General features: G+C 74.2%; 14 protein-coding genes. 12 read left to right on the forward strand and 2 right to left on the reverse strand.

Going from position 1 to position 18,368, the window contains the following annotated elements; genetic code table 11:
* A partial coding sequence (locus ACFQ11_RS32705) for a lysophospholipid acyltransferase family protein (protein WP_378305810.1) occupies nucleotides 1–909 on the reverse strand: 909 nt, incomplete at its 3' end.
* Between the two features lie 140 nt (nucleotides 910–1,049).
* On the opposite strand from ACFQ11_RS32705, the gene ACFQ11_RS32710 reads away from it, so the two are divergent.
* The gene (locus ACFQ11_RS32710) at nucleotides 1,050–1,862 is read left to right on the forward strand and encodes a TrmB family transcriptional regulator (protein ID WP_378305835.1); all 813 of its coding nucleotides are present in this window, start codon (nucleotides 1,050–1,052) and stop codon (nucleotides 1,860–1,862) included.
* Nucleotides 1,863–1,869: 7 nt separating this feature from the next.
* On the opposite strand, the gene ACFQ11_RS32715 is transcribed toward ACFQ11_RS32710, so the two are convergent.
* Nucleotides 1,870–3,489, reverse strand: a complete 1,620-nt coding sequence (locus tag ACFQ11_RS32715; RefSeq protein WP_378305812.1) for a PucR family transcriptional regulator — start codon at nucleotides 3,487–3,489, stop codon at nucleotides 1,870–1,872.
* Between the two features lie 295 nt (nucleotides 3,490–3,784).
* Between ACFQ11_RS32715 and ACFQ11_RS32720 the strand changes: the two genes are divergently transcribed.
* From ACFQ11_RS32720 to ACFQ11_RS32770, 11 genes are all read left to right on the forward strand, one after another.
* Nucleotides 3,785–4,138, forward strand: coding sequence for a hypothetical protein (locus ACFQ11_RS32720; protein WP_378305814.1), 354 nt, complete (start codon nucleotides 3,785–3,787; stop codon nucleotides 4,136–4,138).
* Between the two features lie 478 nt (nucleotides 4,139–4,616).
* Nucleotides 4,617–5,885 (forward strand): ABC transporter substrate-binding protein, encoded by a 1,269-nt coding sequence (locus ACFQ11_RS32725; RefSeq protein WP_378305816.1) that lies wholly within the window; start codon nucleotides 4,617–4,619, stop codon nucleotides 5,883–5,885.
* Nucleotides 5,886–6,536: 651 nt separating this feature from the next.
* Nucleotides 6,537–7,616 carry a sensor histidine kinase gene (locus tag ACFQ11_RS32730; protein ID WP_378305818.1) on the forward strand — a complete coding sequence of 360 codons (1,080 nt, stop codon included), beginning with the start codon at nucleotides 6,537–6,539 and terminating at the stop codon, nucleotides 7,614–7,616.
* A 107-nt stretch (nucleotides 7,617–7,723) separates the two neighbouring features.
* Nucleotides 7,724–8,953, forward strand: a complete 1,230-nt coding sequence (dxr, locus tag ACFQ11_RS32735) for a 1-deoxy-D-xylulose-5-phosphate reductoisomerase (RefSeq protein ID WP_378305820.1) — start codon at nucleotides 7,724–7,726, stop codon at nucleotides 8,951–8,953.
* Nucleotides 8,954–8,993: 40 nt separating this feature from the next.
* Nucleotides 8,994–10,193: a M50 family metallopeptidase gene (locus tag ACFQ11_RS32740; protein WP_378305822.1), complete on the forward strand. Its 1,200-nt coding sequence runs from the start codon at nucleotides 8,994–8,996 to the stop codon at nucleotides 10,191–10,193.
* Between the two features lie 193 nt (nucleotides 10,194–10,386).
* Nucleotides 10,387–11,571: a flavodoxin-dependent (E)-4-hydroxy-3-methylbut-2-enyl-diphosphate synthase gene (ispG, locus tag ACFQ11_RS32745; RefSeq protein ID WP_378305824.1), complete on the forward strand. Its 1,185-nt coding sequence runs from the start codon at nucleotides 10,387–10,389 to the stop codon at nucleotides 11,569–11,571.
* 234 nt (nucleotides 11,572–11,805) lie between these two features.
* Nucleotides 11,806–13,467, forward strand: a complete 1,662-nt coding sequence (locus tag ACFQ11_RS32750; RefSeq protein WP_378305826.1) for an alpha/beta hydrolase — start codon at nucleotides 11,806–11,808, stop codon at nucleotides 13,465–13,467.
* A 194-nt stretch (nucleotides 13,468–13,661) separates the two neighbouring features.
* Entirely contained in the window at nucleotides 13,662–15,269 is a 1,608-nt protein-coding gene (locus ACFQ11_RS32755; RefSeq protein WP_378305829.1) for an alpha/beta fold hydrolase, read from the forward strand.
* Nucleotides 15,270–15,400: 131 nt separating this feature from the next.
* Nucleotides 15,401–17,017 (forward strand): alpha/beta hydrolase, encoded by a 1,617-nt coding sequence (locus ACFQ11_RS32760; RefSeq protein ID WP_378305831.1) that lies wholly within the window; start codon nucleotides 15,401–15,403, stop codon nucleotides 17,015–17,017.
* A 141-nt stretch (nucleotides 17,018–17,158) separates the two neighbouring features.
* The gene (locus ACFQ11_RS32765) at nucleotides 17,159–18,001 is read left to right on the forward strand and encodes a GNAT family N-acetyltransferase (protein WP_378305837.1); all 843 of its coding nucleotides are present in this window, start codon (nucleotides 17,159–17,161) and stop codon (nucleotides 17,999–18,001) included.
* Between the two features lie 72 nt (nucleotides 18,002–18,073).
* On the forward strand, nucleotides 18,074–18,368 hold a 295-nt coding region (locus tag ACFQ11_RS32770), incomplete at its 3' end, for a helix-turn-helix domain-containing protein (RefSeq protein WP_378305833.1).

The following is an 18,368-nucleotide window of genomic DNA, read 5'->3' on the forward strand; positions in this document are numbered from 1 at the left end:
GGGCTCGCGCAGGACGAGCGCGGCGGCGCGGCGGGCGGCGCGGCGCCGCGGCGTGCGCCCCGGGTCGGCGGCCTGCTCGGCGCGGAGCCCGTCGATGATCCCGGAGACCGCCGTGCGGGTCAGGTCGCGGACCTCGGCGACGGCCCGGTCGTCGCCCTCGCGGCCCGCCCAGGGCGTGGTGTCGATGGGCGGCCCGAAGCGGAAGTAGAGCCGTTCGGGCCGCGGGACGGGCGTGGGGCCGATGCCCCGCGACAGCGGCATCAGGACGTCGTCGCGGGCGCCCCGCTCGCCGAGGACGGCCCGGCCGAGCGCGCGGGCGGGCGCGAGCAGCGGGCTGCGGGAGTCGACGACGGGCGTGAACATCTCCTCGGCGCCGACGGAACCGAACGGGACGATGGGGCAGCCCGCCTCGACGGCCAGCCGGGCGAAGCCGAGCCGGCCGTCCCACTGCAGCCGGTACCGGTCCTCGCGGGCGCGGGTGACCTCGCGGGCGCCGCCCGGGAAGACGACGACCGGCTGCCCGGCCCGCAGCAGCTCGCGGCAGTTGCCGGGGGTGCCGTCCACCGCCCCGCCGACCTCCATGATCGTGCGCCAGCCGGGGACGAGCCAGTGCACGTGGTCGGCGAGCGAGCGCGCCCACACCCCGTGGCGCCGATGGATCTCGAAGAAGATCAGCGGGGCGTCCAGCACGCCGTAGACGGTGTGGTTGCCGACGAGCATCGCGGGCCCATCGGCCGGAACGTGGTGCAGGCCGTGGAACACGGGCGAGGTCCACGCGCGCCAGGGTTCGAGGGCCAGGCTCGCCGCGCGGACGAGCGCGTCCGGCGGCGGCGTCCAGCCGGAGGGGGAGGCCCGGCCGGATCCGGAAGCCCGGCGGGACGGGGAGGACCGGTCGTCTCTGGAGGGCATGGCGCGCATCGTAAGGGAGCCGGAACGACCGCCCGCGCCCGGGGTCAGTGTTCGCTTACAGCCGGGTCGGGGGAGCGGTAAGAGCCCGGCGGCGCGCCGCCGGGCGGGCGGGCCGGGGGCGTAGCATGTCGGCGGTGAGCATGCGGGACGTCTTGGAGCACCTCCGGCGGCTGGGCATGCCGGGTTACGAGGCCAAGGCCTACGTCGCGCTCGTCGCGGCGGGCCGGCCCGTCAACGGGTACGAGGTCGCGAAGCGGTCCGGGGTCCCGCGCAGCACCGTGTACGAGACGCTGGGCAAGCTGGTGGCGCGCGGCGCCGCGTACGAGGTGCGCGGCTCGTCCGACGCCACCGAGTACCTGCCGCTGCCGCCCGAGTCGCTGCTGGACCGGATGCGCCGCGAGTTCGACGGGTCGGTCGCGGCGCTGCGGACGGCGCTGCCCGCGGTCGCCGCCGCGCCGGAGGCGCCGCCGATCCACGGGCTCAAGGACGCCGAGGCGATGCTCGACCGGGCCGGGGACGTCGTCGCGGCGGCCCGCCGCGACCTGTTCGTCTCGATCTGGCCCGCGGAGATGCGGCGGCTGCGCGGCCCGGTCGAGGAGGCCGCCGGGCGGGGCGTGGACGTCTCGGTCGTCGCGTTCGGGGAGGACGCCGGGCCCGCCGCGGGCGCGCGCGTCCACCGGCACCGGTACTCCGCGCCCGAGGCCGTCCTGGAAGACCTCGGCTACCGGCTGATCGTGGTCGTCGGCGACCGGCGCGAGGCCGTGGTGGGCGGGTTCGCCGAAGGCGCGGCGTGGGGCATCTACACCGCGGACCCGGCGGTCGCGCTGATGGCCGCCGAGTACGTCCGGCAGGACATCGTGCTGCAGATCCTCGCCGACCGGGTGGGCGCCGCCGAACTGGACCGGCTGTTCGCCACCGACCCCGACCTGCTCCGCCTGCTCGGCCGCAGGTGAGCCGTCCTCAGGGCCGCTCCCAGCGGACGGAGCCGAGCGCGAGCAGCGCCACGTGCAGCGACACGCAGGACTCGACGTCGTCGAGATCGGCGTCCAGGACGCGCCCGATGCGGCGGAGGCGCTCGTAGAGGGCGGGACGCGACAGGTGGGCGCGCTGGGCCGCCTCGGCCTTGTTGCGCCCGCACTCCAGGTAGAGCTCCAGGACGCGGGCGAGGTCGGTGCCGCGGGCGGCGTCGTGCCGCAGCAGGGGGCCGAGCTCCCGCTCGACGAACGTCTGCACGCGGGCGTCGTCGCGCAGCAGATGGAGCAGGCCGCGCAGCCGCAGGTCGGGCAGCCGGTAGAACGGGCGGTCGCCGGGGCCGCGGGCGGCGACGTCGGCGACCTGCTCGGCCTCGAGGAACGAGCGGCGCACGTCGCGGATCGTCTCGACGACGGATCCGGCGGCGAGGACGCCGTCGTGCACCGACTGCTTGCGCAGGAGCGCGGCGATCTCGGTGAGCGCGGTCTCGGCGTCCGCGCGGGCGGGCAGCGACGCGAGCACCCCGACGCGGGCCTGCGGGCCGCCCTCGTCCAGCACGCCGACGAGCGCGGCGAGCCGCGCCTGCCGGCAGGCGGCGGCGGTGGTCTCGGCGAGCTGGGACAGCTCCCCGACGGGCGGCGCCGGCCCCGCGGGGCCGCGCTGCCGCAGCACGGCGCCGAACAGCCGGCGCCCGGTCAGCGGAACCCCCAGCGCGCGGGCGCGGGCGGCCGCCTCCTGCGGATCGGAGTGGGCGTCCGCGATGATGCGGGCGATGATCGTCCCGTGCGCCTGCCGTTCGAGGCTCTCGGCGTGCCGGTCGAGCAGCCGGCCGAGCGCGAGCGTGGTCGCGGCCCGCTCGATCAGGACGGTCTCGCGCGGCGTGGGCGGCGCCCCGAGGACGATGATCAGCCGTCCCCAGTCCTCGCCGCGCGCGCCCACCACGGTCGTCAGCCACCCGGACGTCTCGTCGTAGCCGGTGCGGCCGCCGGGCCGGACGGCGCGGGACCGCGTCTCCCACGCCGCCAGCACCTCCGCCGGGTCGGCGCCGCCCGCGTCGGCGGCCAGCACCCGGTGCGACAGGTTCTCCAGGACGACCGGGTGCCCGGCGAGCGCGGCGACCCGCCGGACGACCTCGTCGGTGGAGGCGCCCTCGACCGACAGCCGCGTGAAGGTCTCGTGCAGCCGCTCCGACTCCCGCAGCTCCGCGAACTGCTCCTGGACGATCCGCGCGTGCACGGCCTCGGTGATGTCGACGAACACCGGCTCGTGCGCGAGCACGATCACCGGGAGGCCGTGCCGTTCGGCGGCGTCCAGCAGCGGGGCGGGCAGCGCGGTGGCGTACCGGCGGCCCAGCTCGATCATCAGCCCGCTCACCCCGACCTCGGCGAGGTCGGCGATGTAGGCGCGCAGCCGGCCGGGGTCGTCGGGCAGCGCGATGCCGGTGGTGAGGACCAGTTCGCCGCCGCGCAGCAGGTGCGCGATGTCGGTGACCTCGGCGACGTGCACCCAGCGGACGCGCCCGCCGGTGCGGTCCGCGCCCGCGACGACGCGCGGCCGGCAGCGGCGGACCGCGTCGAGCCGGAGCACGTCGTCGACGGTGGGCAGCATCACGCCGACTCTACCGGCACAGTGTCAACGGCGCCGACCACCGCCTTACACGATGTCGGTACCGGCGGGTTCGGGCGGCGGACGGGCCCGTGCCGCCCGACACTCGGCGGGGACGTGCCCGGCCGTGTTCCCGTCGCCTTCTTACGGGTCGGTGGCGGCCGCGAATAATATCCACTTCCATTGACTCGTTCTGTGTCCGGCGACACAATCTGACTGTCTCAATTAAATGACGCGAAAATGAAAGTCAGGGCCCGGTGGCAACCGTGACCGCGGGGCCGGCGCAGGGAGCCGCGCAATGACCGCAGACGACCATGCCGCAGAGGTCGACGCGCTCGGACGGCGCTTTCCGGGCTGGACCTTCTGGTTCGGTTCGTGCACCCGCCGCTGGTGGGCGCTGCCGCCCCGCGAGCTGGACGTCGGCGACTTCCTGGAGGCCGACACCCCGCAGGCCCTGATCGCGCGGATCGAGACGATCCGGCGGACACCGCGGCGGCCCCCGCGCCACGACGCGGACGGACGCCGGCCGTCCCCCGGCGACACCCGGCGGGACGCGCGGCGCCCCTCGAACCTCCTCCGGCTCGAGGGCACCGCGCCGTCACCGTTCCGCCGGGCGCCGGCGATCGCGTGGCCGGGCGGCACCGCAGGGTGACCGCCGTTCCCCACCCCGCCGCGCCCGCCGGTGCCGCCACGGCCCCGGGCAGGACGACCGCCGCGCCGCATCCCCCGCCGGAGCACCCCGTGTGCGGCGCGGACGCCGGAGCCGTCCCCCGGGGCCGTGGCGGGCCTCCCGCGCGGAAACGCCGGGAAACGTCGTCGGTAAATGGCGGTGAATGGTCGCCGCGGGCATCGGCTGACCGGGTTCCGCCGATCTGATCGCATTAGGGGACGTCGCGCCGTTCGTGTTGCGCGTTGTTCCGGTCCATTGAAAAACCGGGCGGCGGCTCGGGCGACGAAGGGGCGGCGATTCCTTCGCCGGGCATCGTCCGTCCGAGGAAAAGGACGGCCCGGTGCGCCGCGCCCGCTCGTCCCGGGACGGCCCGCCGCCCCGCCGCGGAGGCGCTACGCTGCGCCGACGGGGACGTTCGCGAATCCGGGGGAGCGGACCCGCGAGGCGAACTGGGAGCGACATGCGGCTGACGGGCACGCGCCTGACGAACACGCGCCTGCTGGACGGGGTGCGCGCCAAGGTGCTGGCGGCCCTGGGGACGACCGCGGTGCTGGCGACGGCGGGGCTCGTCGCGTGCAGCGGCGGCGAGGCGGAACGGGAACCGGTCGGGATCGCGAAGGTCGCGAGCACGCTCGGTCCCGGCGAGGGCGTCCTCAACCTCGTGACGCTGCCGGGCTATATCGAGAACGGCGGCACCGACCCGCGCGTCGACTGGGTCACCCCGTTCGAGGAGCGCACCGGCTGCAAGATCGGCTGGAAGGTCGTCACGACCCCGCACGAGATGGCCGACCTGATGCGCGACGAGGGCCGGCACTACGACGGCGTCGCCGCGCCCCCCGAGGTCGCCGGGCGGCTGATCGCCGAGAACCAGGTCGTCCCGGTGAACACCGACCTCGTCGACGGCTACAAGAAGCTCGAACCGGCCCTGCGCGACCTGCTCGAACGGGACGGCACGTACTTCGGCGTCCCGTACGTGTGGGGCTCGAACCTGCTCGTCCACGACACGCGGTCGGTGCCGCAGCCGTCGAGCTGGGCCGCGCTCTTCGACCCCGACCGGGCACGCCGGTACTCGGGCGAGCTCGTCATGCGCGACAGCCCGCTGTCGATCGCCGAGGCCGCGCTGTACCTCAAGGGCGCCGAGCCCGGCCTCGGCGTCGACGACCCGTACGCGCTGACCCCCGAGCAGCTCGCCGCCGCCGGGCGGGTCCTCGAGGAGCAGCGCCCGCACGTCGCCGAGTACTGGGAGCTGCCCGCGGACGCCGTCAGCGCGTTCGCCGCGGGCGGCGCCGTCCTGGGGCAGGCGTGGCCGTACCACGTGGACGTCCTGAACCGGGCGTCGCAGCCGGTGCGCGGCGCCGTCCCGGCGGAGGGCGTGACCGGGTGGATGGACGCCTGGATGATCAGTGCACGGGCGCAGCACCCGAACTGCATGTACCAGTGGCTGCAGTGGACGGCGTCCCCGGACGTCCAGCAGCAGGTGGCCGAGTGGACGGGCGTCGCCCCCGCCAACCCGCAGGCGTGCTCGGGCGACCGGCTCCGGCCGGGCTTCTGCAGCGCCTACCGCGTCGGCGACCGCGAGTACCTGGACGACGTGATCTTCGCGCACACGCCGCGCGCGGACTGCGGCCGCGAGCCGGGCGAGGACGCCGGGGACGGGAAACCGGACGAGGCCCGCTGCACCAGCTACGCGGAGTGGACGCGGACCTGGATCGAGTCGACGAAGCTGTAGGAGACGGGGCGGTGTCGGCGGGGCGGTGTCGGCGGGGCGGTAGCGGTCCGGGGAGGCCGTCAGAGGTCTCTCCGGCGCGCCCGACCGCCCCCAGCCGGGCGCGCCTCTCGGGTGGCCCCGGGCTTCCCCCCGAAGGCCCGGGTCACCCTTCTCCCTGGAGAGACTCCATGGCGACGGCGGCGTGCAGGGCCGTCGCCGGCGCCGGGTTCGGCTCTCCGACCGATCCGGCGCCCGTGAAGCGCGGTTCCCCCGGGCCCCGCCGCGGGCGGGGTACCGGCGGGGCGGGTGCGCAGTCGTCGCACGCGAACACCCCGGTCGAATCCGGCAGGCGGCCGACGCGGACGCGCGGCCGGGGCCATCTCTTGCCGCAGGCGACGCAGGCGTCTCCCTGGCGCTGCGCTGAGTCCAGCGGCGCCGGGTCGAACGTCGGGTCGCCCGCCTGGCCCATGTCCCATCCCCTCGCGGGAGTCGGCTTCACGTGACTCCTTTATAGGCCGGGGAGTGTGTTGTCCCAGCTAGTGAAGGTGAAAAGCGCGGCAAAGGCTCCCGAGCCGCCCGCCGGGCACGGCGGGCGGGAGCCGGGCAGAAGATCAGCCCGGCCCATACGGTCGGCGAATGTCTCCTTTGCCCTGGAATACGTACAAAGGAGACATGTCGGTCCGGAAAGCCGAAGGCCGGATGCACCGGCCGCGTTCCGCACCGGCGCGCGGAACGGTGGGCGCGCTCGCGGTGGCGGGGCCGTCGCTGCTGCTCGGGACGGTCGCGGCGGCGGTCGTCCTGCACGTGTCCGCGGACGCCCGCTGGAGCGTCCTCGCGCCCGTCATGGCCGCGCTGTTCGCCGCCGCGCTCGTCCTCACCGCCTGGGCCGCCCGCCGCGCGGCCGAGCGCGCGCTGTGCCCGGTGGCGGAGGCCGAGACGGAGATGGCGGAGATCCTCGAGACGGCGGACGCGTCCCGCCGGGTGGACGTGCCGCCCACCGGCGACGCCGCCGCACGGCTCGCCGCCCGGGTCAACGGCGTCCTCGACCGGCTGGAGCGCTCGGCCCGGCAGCGGCGCACCTTCATCGCGGACGCCTCGCACGAGCTGCGCACCCCGCTGACCGGGCTGCGCACCCGCATCGAGCTGGCGCTGGCCGCGCCCGGCGACGCCGAGCTCCCCGAAACGCTGAACGGCGCGCTGCGGGACGTCGAGCGGCTGCACCGGATCGTCGACGACCTCCTCGCGCTGGCCCGCCTGGACGCCGGGGAGGAGCCGGCCCGCGAGCCGGTCGACATCGGGGCGCTCGTCGAGTCGGAACTCGCCGTCCGCACCGCGCCCGTCCCGCTCACCGCGAAGGTCGAGACCGGAGTCATGGTCGAGGGCAACCCGATCCGCCTCGGCAGGCTGCTGGTCAACCTGCTCGCCAACGCCGAGCGGCACGCGGCCGGGCTCATCGAGGTCGAGGTGCGCCGGGACGGGGCGGAGGCCGTCGTGGAGGTCCGCGACGACGGGCCCGGCATCCCGCCCGCCGACCGCGACCGCGTCTTCGAGCGGTTCACCCGCCTGGACAGCGCCCGCAGCCGGGTCGAGGGCGGCAGCGGCCTCGGGCTGGCGGTCGCGCGCGCGACCGCGGTGTCGCACGGCGGCCGCCTCTACGCCGCCGACACCGGGGGCGGCACCGGCCGCGAAGCACGCGGCGCCCGGTTCGTCCTCCGGCTCCCGCTCCTCCCGGGACCCCGCGGTGACGGGTGAGCAGCGGCGGCCGAGCACCGGCGACCCTCCGTAGTCGAGGTCCCGTAGTCGACGTCCCGTAGTCGACTTCGCGCAGCCGAATTCGCATGCGCGAGAATGGGACCGTGATGACTCTCTCTGACGCGGGCGCCCGTGACGTCGTCGTCCTCGGCTCCACCGGTTCGATCGGCACCCAGGCCCTCGACGTGATCCGCCGCAACCCCGGCCGGTTCCGGGTGACGGGCCTGGCCGCCGGGGGCGGCCGGGTCGGGCTGCTGGCCGAGCAGGCGCTGGAGTTCCGGCCCGAGATCGTCGCCGTCGCGAAGGCGTCCGCCGCGCAGGAGCTGCAGCTCGCCTTCTACGCCGAGGCCAAGCGCCGCGGCTACGCCGCCGGCGAGTACCCCATCCCGAAGATCGTGGCCGGTCCGGACGCGGTCGCCGAGGTCGCCGGATGGCAGTGCGACGTGGTGCTGAACGGCGTCACGGGCGCGCTCGGCCTGGCGTCCACGCTCGCCGCGCTCGACGCGGGACGGACGCTGGCGCTCGCCAACAAGGAGTCGCTCATCATCGGCGGCCCGCTGGTGAAGGAGCGGGCCCGGCCCGGGCAGCTCGTCCCCGTCGACTCCGAGCACTCGGCGCTGGCGCAGTGCCTGCGCGGCGGCCGTCCCGAGGAGGTGCGGCGGCTGGTGCTGACGGCGAGCGGCGGCCCGTTCCGGGGCCGCACCCGCGCCGAGCTCGCGGACGTCACGCCCGAGCAGGCGCTCGATCACCCGACGTGGGACATGGGCCCGGTCGTCACGATCAACTGCGCGACCCTCGTCAACAAGGGCCTGGAGGTCATCGAGGCCCATCTGCTGTTCGACGTCCCGATGGACCGCATCGAGGTGATGGTGCACCCGCAGTCGGTGATCCACTCGATGGTCGAGTTCACCGACGGGTCCACGCTCGCGCAGACGAGCCCGCCCGACATGCGGCTGCCGATCGCGCTCGGGATGAACTGGCCCGACCGCGTCCCCGACGCCGCCCCGGGCGTCGACTGGACGAAGGCGCACACGTGGGAGCTGTTCCCGCTGGACGACGAGGCGTTCCCGGCCGTGCGGCTGGCGCGGGACGCGGGGGAGCGGGGCGGCACCGCGCCCGCCGTTTACAACGCGGCCAACGAGGAATGCGTGGAGGCGTTCCGCGCGGGACGGCTCCCGTTCCTCGGGATAGTCGACACGATCGCGCGGGTACTGGACGAGCACGACCCGGGCGGCCCGGGGTCCGCCGGGTCGCCGGCGGGCCTGACGGTCGACGACGTCCTCGCCGCCGACGCGTGGGCGCGGACCCGTACCGGGGAAGTGATCGGACTCCACTGACCCTCGGTCCGTCCGGGGGACGACCCCGAAGGGGGCCCGGATGGCCTTTCTCCTCGGCGCGCTCGCCTTCGTGGTCGCGCTGCTCGCGTCGGTGATGCTGCACGAGGCCGGGCACCTGCTGACCGCGAAGCGGTTCGGGATGAAGGCCACCCAGTACTTCGTCGGGTTCGGGCCGACGCTGTGGTCGCGGCGGCGCGGCGAGACCGAGTACGGCGTGAAGGCGGTCCCGCTGGGCGGCTTCGTCAAGATCGTCGGCTACACGCCGCTGGAGAAGCTCGATCCGGCGGACCGGCCCCGCGCGTTCTACCGGCAGCCCGCCGGCCGCCGCGCGATCGTGATCGCCGCGGGCGTCGCCGCCAACTTCGTGTTCGCGTTCCTGCTGCTCATGGTGATGGCGATGACGCTCGGGATCCGCGACCCCGGGACCGTGACCACGACCGTCGACCGGGTGTCGGCGTGCGTGCCCGCCGGGGCGGGCGCCGAGTGCGGCCCGGACCGTCCGCCGTCCCCGGCGGCCCGCGCGGGCCTGCGGGCGGGCGACCGGGTCGTCGCGTTCGACGGCGCCCCGGTCGGCGGCTGGCGGGAGCTGACGCGGGCCATCGACCGCGCCGGGACCGGGCGGACGGTCACCATGACGGTCGAGCGGCGGGGCTCGCCCGAACCGGTGACGTTGCGGCTGCGGCTCGCGGAGGTCGGCGGGGAACCGTTCGTCGGGATGTCCGCGCGCGTGACGGGGGCCGGGTACGAGCGGGTGGGCCCGATCAACGCGGCGGTGTTCGCCGGGCGCGGGGTCGCGGCGACGCTCGAGGCCATCGGCCGGGTCGTGGTGGACCTGCCGTCGGCGCTCCCGAACCTGTTCTCGGACGAGCGGGCCAGCTCGCCCGGCGGGCAGGTGGGCAGCGTCGTCGGCGCGACGGACGTGTCCGGGCAGATCTTCGCGTCGGACGACTCGGCCCGCGACAAGGTCGCGCTGTTCCTGTCGCTCGTCGTCTCGCTGAACATCTTCCTCGGCGCGCTGAACGTCGTGCCGCTGCTGCCGCTGGACGGCGGGCATCTCGCGGTCGTCGGGTACGAGCGCGCACGCGCGTGGCTGGCGCGGCTGCGCGGCCGTCCGGACCCCGGCACGGTCGACATCACGAAACTGCTGCCCCTCACCTACCTGGCGGTCCTACTTCTGGTGGGCTTCGGGGTGCTGCTGATTCTGGCGGACCTTTTCAACCCTCTGGAGCTGCCCGAATGATCCGGTGGTGACCCTGGAGGTTTACCGTACGTAGCGGAATGGTCACACTATTACGTGCCGGTCGCCGTCACCGCATTCGCCCCGGGCGCCTAGGCTTGTACGGGCCGGCGGCCGTGTCACGTGAGGGGCGCCCGCCTTCTCTGCGGGGGGCCGAGAGCGTCTCCGGGCGAGCAGAGGCGAACAGAGGAGAGGGATGAGCGTTTCACTGGGAATTCCTACGGTCCGTGACGGGCAGGAAGCGGGGTCCGCGGCCGCGCCGCGCCGCAAGTCCCGTCAGATCATGGTGGGGAACGTGCCGGTGGGGGGCGACGCGCCGGTGTCGGTGCAGTCGATGACCACGACGCTGACCGCCGATGTGAACGCCACGCTGCAGCAGATCGCGGAGCTGGCCGCGTCCGGCTGCCAGATCGTCCGGGTCGCCTGCCCGTCGCAGGACGACGCCGAGGCGCTGCCCGCGATCGCCCGCAAGTCGCCGATCCCGGTCATCGCCGACATCCACTTCCAGCCGAAGTACGTGTTCGCCGCGATCGACGCGGGCTGCGCGGCCGTCCGGGTCAACCCGGGCAACATCAAGAAGTTCGACGACAAGGTCGGGGAGATCGCCAAGGCGGCGTCCGAGGCCGGGGTGCCGATCCGTATCGGCGTCAACGCCGGCTCGCTCGACAAGCGGCTGCTGGAGAAGTACGGCAAGGCCACCCCCGAGGCGCTGGTCGAGTCGGCGCTGTGGGAGTGCTCGCTGTTCGAGGAGCACGGCTTCCGCGACATCAAGATCTCCGTGAAGCACAACGACCCGGTCGTGATGATCGAGGCGTACCGGCAGCTCGCCGCCGCCTGCGACTACCCGCTGCACCTCGGCGTCACCGAGGCGGGCCCGGCGTTCCAGGGGACGATCAAGTCCTCGGTGGCGTTCGGCGCGCTGCTGAGCCAGGGCATCGGCGACACGATCCGGGTGTCGCTGTCGGCGCCGCCGGTCGAGGAGGTCAAGGTCGGCACGGCGATCCTGGAGGCGCTGGGGCTGCGGCAGCGCGGCCTGGAGATCGTGTCCTGCCCCTCCTGCGGACGCGCGCAGGTGGACGTCTACACGCTGGCCGAGCAGGTCACGGCGGGGCTGAAGGACTTCCCGGTCCCGCTGCGCGTCGCGGTCATGGGCTGCGTCGTGAACGGCCCGGGCGAGGCCCGCGAGGCCGACCTCGGAGTGGCGTCCGGCAACGGCAAGGGCCAGATCTTCGTCAAGGGCGAGGTCGTCAAGACCGTCCCGGAGGCGCAGATCGTCGAGACGCTGATCGAGGAGGCCATGCGGATCGCCGAGGACATGGGCATCGAGATCGGCGAGGACGGTTCGGTGTCCGGGCCCGGCGCCGAGGTCGTCGTGAGCTGACCCGCGCCCGCCGATCGTCGGCCGACCGGCGCGAAGGCCCCCGGATCCCGCTCCGGGGGCTTTTTCATGCCCGGAGACCGGAACGTCCGGGGCCGTCACGAGGTTCCGGTGATCTCGTCACGATTGGGTCACCACCTTGTGGCGGGCCTGTCCGCGCCGACGTGAGCGTCGCAACAATCTTCACTCATTTACCCATATGTCCGGCTCGACCGAGCTGGCACGTTAGGGGGATTTGTGAAGAAGATCGTCGTCGCGGCCGCACTGGCCGCGCTCGGTCTCAGCGGGCTGGGCGCCACAAGCGCGCAGGCCGCGAGCCCGCCCGCCGGGCCGGCCGGAGGATTCGACCCCGCCGCGCTGGACTGGCACGCCTGCCCCGCGGACTTCGTGGAGACGGTGCGCTCGGCCTACGACCCGCTGTACCCGGTCTCGAAGACCGTGCGGTGCGCCGAGCTTCAGGTGCCGCTCGACCACGAGAAGCCGTCCGGCACGAAGATCACGCTTCAGCTCACCAAGACGCCGCACACCGGCGACGGTCCCGCCAAGGGCGACATCGTCGTCAACCCGGGCGGGCCGGGCGGCGGCGGCGCGCTGTTCGGCCCGCGCGTGTTCGCGCAGAACTCGCCGGAGATGCGGGAGGCGTACAACGTCATCGGGTTCGACCCGCGCGGCGTCGGCATGAGCGAGCCCGCGCTGAGCTGCGACAAGACGTACACGAACGCGCCGCGCCCCGCGTACGGGGAGGGCGAGATCGGCGCGGTCGCCACCTGGCTGTGGCGCTCGGCCGGGTACGCCCGCGACTGCGAGCGCGCGGACGAGATCGGGCTGCTCGACCACGTCAAGACGATCGACTCCGTCCACGACCTGGAGACGATCCGCAAGGCGCTGGGCAACGAGAAGCTCGACTACTACGGCGCCTCCTACGGCACGTACCTCGGGTCGTCCTACGCGACCGTCTACCCGAAGCGCGTCGACAAGATGGTGCTGGACGGCAACGTCGGCCCGTCGGACGTCTGGTACGAGGCGAACCTGAACCAGGACATCGCGTTCGACGAGAACATCGAGTACTACTTCGGATGGATCGCCCGGTACGACGACGTCTACCACCTCGGCGACACGCGGAAAGAGGTCCGCGACTTCTTCTACGACCTGCGCGACGAGCTCAGGAGGAAGCCCGTCCGCCACACCGATCCGGAGAGCGGCGCCGAGCTCGCCGTCGGCCCGGCAGAGCTGACAGACGTGCTGCTCAACGCCGGGTACCGCCGCAGCCAGGCGATCTGGCACGGCTACGCGGCCGGTCTGTCGGCGTACAAGGACGGGGACGTCGCCGCGTTCGCGGGGACGTTCGGTTCGCCGACGAGCGGCGAGGCCGACGACAACGGGTACGCGATGTACCTCGCGACCGAGTGCACCGACGTGCAGTGGCCCCGGAGCTGGTGGAAGTGGTACCGCGACAACTCGCGGATCAACGCGGAGCACCCGTTCATGACGTGGAGCAACGCGTGGTTCAACGCGCCGTGCCTGTTCTGGGGCGCGAAGGCGGGCAAGCCGGTGGACGTCGGCGCGAATCCGGACCTGCCGGACAACATCCTGATGTTCCAGTCCACGCATGACGCGGCGACCCCCTACGAGGGGGCGCTCGACCTGCACGAGCGGCTCAAGGGCTCGCGGATGGTGGTCCAGGACGGCGACCGGACGCACTGCATCGTGCACCGCGGCTCCGCGGCCGTCGACGCCTACTTCGACGCGTACTTCCTGCGCGGCGAGCGTCCGGCCGAGCGGATCGTCCGCGTCCCGGACCTCGGGGACCCGAAGCCGCCGGCCGAGGCGAACGCGAAGCCGCCGACCGGCATGCGGGCACCGGAGCCGGCGCTGCCGAAGGCGGACGTCGTCCGCTGACGGGCGCGCTCCGGAAACATCACGAAGTTTCGATGATCTTGTCACGTTTCCGCATCCCTCTGTGACGGCCTCTGCCCCCAAAGGGGTCGTGACCGCCACAATCTCCCCGCAATCCACGCATCCGCTACGTATCGGCGCAGCTCCCCCTCCGGCGCCCTCGCGGCGCCCGGAGCCGCCGATCTGAGGGGGTCAGCTTGAAAAAGGTTCTTCTCGTCACGGCCACCGCGGTCGTGACGGCCGGCGGCCTCGGCGCCGCCGTTCCCGCGAGCGCGGACACCGGCCGGACGGCCGGTGCCGCCGCACTCGCCGCGCCCGGTTCGATCGACTGGGGCAAGTGCGAGGTCAGCGGGCCGAACGACCCGATGAACAACGCCCAGTGCGCCACGGTCCAGGTCCCGCTGGACCACTCCGAGCCGAACGGCCGGAAGATCTCCATCGCGGTGTCGCGCTACAAGCACACCGACGAGGAGAACTACCAGGGCGTCCTGTTCGTCAACCCGGGCGGTCCCGGCGGCAGCGGCCTCGCGTACGCGCCCGCGCTCGCCCGCTGGATCGGCGGCACCGGTCACGCCGACGTCGCCGCCAAGTACGACATCATCGGGTTCGACCCGCGCGGGGTCGGCTCCAGCGAGCCGCGGCTGTCCTGCGACCCGCACTACTCCGATCCGATCCGGCCGGACTACGTGCCCGCGTCGTGGCGGGAGGAGCGGGCCTGGCTCGCCAAGTCGAAGCGGTACGCGCAGGACTGCGAGGAGAAGTTCGGCGACCTCCTGCCGCACATGCGCACCACCGACGCCGCCCGCGACGTCGACGCGATCCGCCGCGCCCTCGGCCAGGAGAAGATCAGCTGGTACGGCTTCTCCTACGGCACCTACCTCGGCGCCACCTACGCCACGCTTTTCCCCGAGCGGGTGAAGCGCATGGTGATGGACGGCAACGTCAACCCGAAGAACGTCTGGTACAAGTCGCAGCTCGAGCAGAACAAGGCGTTCGAGCACAACATCGGGGCCTGGTTCGCGTGGCTCGCCAAGTGGGACTCGGTCTACCGCCTCGGCGACACCCGCGACGAGGTGGAGGCCAAGTACTACGAGGTGCGGGCCGCCGCCGAGAAGTCGCCCATCGGCGGCGAGATCGGCCCCAGCGAGCTGGACGACATCGTGCTGAGCGCCGGGTACAACACCGGCTACTACATCCCGTTCGGCGCGGCGCTCTCGGCGTGGGTCAACGACGAGGACCCGTCCGGGCTGCTCGGCTGGCTGAGCCACGGCGGTGACGACAACGGGTTCGCCGTCTACAACGCCGTGCAGGCGGCGGACGCCCGCTGGCCGCGCAACTGGTCCAAGTGGCACAACGACGCGGTGAAGCTCGTCCGGCAGGGCTACCGCTTCAACACCTGGTCCAACGTCTGGTTCAACGCCCCGATCCACTTCTGGGCGGTCCAGGGCGGGCGCCCGTTCAAGCTCGATGGGGACCGGAAGCTGCCCGGCATCCTGCTGGTGCAGTCGTCGCGGGACGCGGCGACCCCGGTCGAGGGCGGTTACGCGATGCACAAGGTGTTCCCGTCGTCCCGCCTGGTGCTGGAGGTCGGCGGCAGGACCCACTCCAACACCCTCAACGGCAACGCCTGCCTCGACGACAAGGTCGCGGCGTACCTCGACACCGGCGCGCTGCCGGAGAGCCGCCGCGGCGCGGACGCGTACTGCGACGCCGTCCCGGCGCTGAACGACCCGGACCCGACGGCCATGAAGCTCAAGGCCGCCGGTGCCGGCGCGGGCAAGGACCTTCCGGTCGGCCGCCCGTAGCCGCCGCGTGACCGGGTCGCGGCCGCACGGCCGCGACCCGGCCACGGGTGGGCGTGACCTCCCGGTTCCGCACGGAAACGCGCGATCCCGGGTTCGGCGCGCCGCCGGGACGCGGCCGGTAGAAAGCGAACGTGCCGAACCACGCAGCCCGCAGCACCCCGGCCCGCCGGACCGGCGAGAAGGCGCTCGCCGGGACGGCCGCCGCCGCGATCGCCCTCGCGCTCGCGGGAACCGGGGGGTCGTCCCCGTCGGTCGCGCCCGTGTCCGCCGAGCGCGCCGCGCCGTCCGCCGGGATCGACTGGCGGCCCTGCCCGGCCGACGACCCCGTGGCGGGCGGCCGCCTCAAGCGCCTGCAGTGCGCCGAGCTCCGCGTCCCGCTCGACCACGACCGTCCAGGCGGGAGGCAGATCACGCTCGCGCTGAGCCGCGCCCCGCACACCGCCCCCGAGTCCAAGGGCGCCGTCCTGCTGAACCGGGGCGGCCCGGGCGCGCACGGGCGCGACCTCCCCGCCCTGTTCTCGTCCGCGATGCCGGACGACGTCGCCGCGTCCTACGACTGGATCGGGTTCGACCCGCGCGGCGTCGGGGCCAGCGAGCCCTCCCTGACCTGCGACGAGAGCTACCGGAACCCGGGGCGCGCGATGCCCGACCCCGTCCCCGCGAACGCGGCGGAGGAACGGGCGTGGGTCGAGCGGGCCCGCGCCTTCGCACGCTCCTGCGCCGCGGAGCACGGCGCGATGCTGCCGCACATGGGCACCGCCGACGGGGCCCGCGACCTCGACGCGATCCGCCGCGCCCTCGGCCGGGAGACGCTCGACTACTTCGGCTACTCCTACGGCGCCTACCTGGGCGCGGTCTACGCGACGATGTTCCCCCACCGCGTCGACCGGATGGTCCTCGACAGCATTCCCCGGCCGAGCGGCGCCTGGTACCGCAACAACCTCGACCAGAACATCGCGTTCGAGGAACGTATCGGCGCCTTCTTCGCCTGGGTCGCCCGCCACCACGCGACCTACCGGCTCGGGGAGACCGCCGCGGACGTCCGCGCCGCCTACGACGGGGCGCGCGCCGAACTGAAGGCGGACCCGATCGGCGGCCGGATCGGCCCCGCCGAACTCGACGGGCTCTTCCTCGCCGACGGCTACGCCCAGCACACGTGGGACGCCCACGCGCGCGCCCTGTCGGCCTACGTCGTCCGCGGCGACCCCGCCCCGCTCCGCGCCGCCTGGGAGCCGCCGACCCGGCTCGACCTCAACGGCTACGCCGTCTACACCGCCGTGGAGTGCCGGGACGCGCCGTGGCCGCGCGACTGGTCCCGCTGGCGCGCCGACGCCGAGCGCCTGTACCGGACGGGACACCGCTTCGAGACCTGGAGCAACACCTGGTACAACGCGCCGTGCGCGTTCTGGGCGGCGGGCGGCGGGCCGCGCCCGGACGTGTGGGGGAGCGAGTCGATGCCGCCGATCCTGCTCGTCCAGGCGACCGAGGACGCCGCGACCCCGTACCCGGGAGCGGAGGAGACGCACCTCCGGTTCCCCACGTCCCGGCTGCTGGTGCAGGAGGGCGGCGGGAACCACGGGGTCACGCTGACCGGCGACGCCTGCGTCGACCGGGCCGTCGCCGCGTACCTCTCCCGCGGCGAGGTCCCCGCGAGCCGTCCCGGCCCGGACGCGACGTGCGCGGCGGGCCCGCCGCCCGCCCCGGCGGAGCGGGAGCGGCCGGGGAAGCCGCGCGAGCCCGCCGCCTGAGCGGCGACGGGGCGGGCGGCCGGGCGGGAGGCGGTTGAGGTGATCGGAGCCGGGACCGCATAGGCTTGGTCACGTGGTGCTTTCAGTGGTGAGGGCCGCCGTGCGGGGGACGTCCCCGGCCCGGGGCGGGTAGCGGTGCGCATGCTCGGCTCGGCGCCCGTGCGGGTGCTGGACGACCGGCACCGGCGCGACGCGCTGGCGATCCTCGACGCCGACCCCGTCGCGAACGTGTTCGTCGGCTCGCGGGTGCACGCCGCCGGGCTCGACCCGCGGCGGCTCGGTGCCCAGATGTGGGGCTACCTGCGCGACGGGCGGCTCGCGTCGCTGTGCTACTCGGGCGCGAACCTGATCCCGGTCGCCGCCTGCCCGGACGCCGTCCGCGCGTTCGGCGAGCGGGCGCGGGCGCAGGGGCGGCGCTGCTCGTCCATCGTCGGGCCGGTCGACGCGGTCGCCCCGCTGTGGCGGATCCTCGAACCGTACTGGGGGCCGCCGCGCGCGGTGCGGGCGGTGCAGCCGGTGATGGCGACGTCGTCGCTCCCGGACGTCGAGCCCGACCGGGCCGTCCGGCGGGTGCGGATGGACGAGTTCGACATCGTTTACCCGGCGTGCGTGTCGATGTTCACCGAGGAGGTCGGGGTCTCGCCCAACGCCGGCGACGGGGGAGTGCTGTACCGGTCGCGGGTCGCGGAGCTGATCCGGGACGGGCGCGCGTTCGCCCGGATCGAGGACGGCCGCGTCCTGTTCAAGGCCGAGATCGGCGCGGTGACGCCGCACGCCTGCCAGGTGCAGGGTGTGTGGGTCCCGCCGGATATGCGCGGCCGGGGCCTGTCGGTGTCCGGGATGGCGGCGGTGGTCGCCGAGTCGCTGCGCACGATCGCGCCGACGGTGTCGCTGTACGTCAACGACTACAACGTCCGGGCGCGGGCCGCTTACCGCCGGGTGGGCTTCGTGGAGACCGGATCGTTCATGTCCATCCTGTTCTAGCGGTTTGTTGTTCCCTGCCCGATTACTCCCCGATACCTGACGGGAACGGTCCGGAACGGTAGCATCCGGGCCGTGGAATTCGCCGGGGCGTTGCGGCAGGCCATCCAGGCCAGCGGCCTGACCCTGGAACGCGTCCGGCACCGGCTGGAGCGCAGCGGGCTGACGGTCAGCGTCGCCACCCTCAGCTACTGGCAGCGGGGCCGCAGCCGGCCCCGCTCGCGCGCCGTCGTCGAGTCCCTCGAGGACGTCCTCGGCGTCGCGCCGGGCTCCCTGACCGCGCTGCTCGACGAGACCGCCCCCGTCGCCGGGGAGGGCGCGCGGCCCGCCGCGGGCCGCGGCGCCCTCGCCGCCGGGCCGTCCGCCGGGC

Source organism: Actinomadura sediminis (assembly GCF_042675525.1).
Classification (GTDB): domain Bacteria; phylum Actinomycetota; class Actinomycetes; order Streptosporangiales; family Streptosporangiaceae; genus Spirillospora; species Spirillospora sediminis.

Coding starts and splice junctions, on each gene's coding strand:
- dxr (WP_378305820.1), top strand. CDS start 7,724: ATGACTCTCTCTGACGCGGGCGCCCGTGACGTCGTCGTCCTCGGCTCC.
- ACFQ11_RS32730 (WP_378305818.1), top strand. CDS start 6,537: ATGTCGGTCCGGAAAGCCGAAGGCCGGATGCACCGGCCGCGTTCCGCA.
- ACFQ11_RS32740 (WP_378305822.1), top strand. CDS start 8,994: ATGGCCTTTCTCCTCGGCGCGCTCGCCTTCGTGGTCGCGCTGCTCGCG.
- ACFQ11_RS32710 (WP_378305835.1), top strand. CDS start 1,050: ATGCGGGACGTCTTGGAGCACCTCCGGCGGCTGGGCATGCCGGGTTAC.
- ACFQ11_RS32720 (WP_378305814.1), top strand. CDS start 3,785: ATGACCGCAGACGACCATGCCGCAGAGGTCGACGCGCTCGGACGGCGC.
- ispG (WP_378305824.1), top strand. CDS start 10,387: ATGAGCGTTTCACTGGGAATTCCTACGGTCCGTGACGGGCAGGAAGCG.
- ACFQ11_RS32715 (WP_378305812.1), bottom strand. CDS start 3,489: ATGCTGCCCACCGTCGACGACGTGCTCCGGCTCGACGCGGTCCGCCGC.
- ACFQ11_RS32725 (WP_378305816.1), top strand. CDS start 4,617: ATGCGGCTGACGGGCACGCGCCTGACGAACACGCGCCTGCTGGACGGG.
- ACFQ11_RS32765 (WP_378305837.1), top strand. CDS start 17,159: ATGCTCGGCTCGGCGCCCGTGCGGGTGCTGGACGACCGGCACCGGCGC.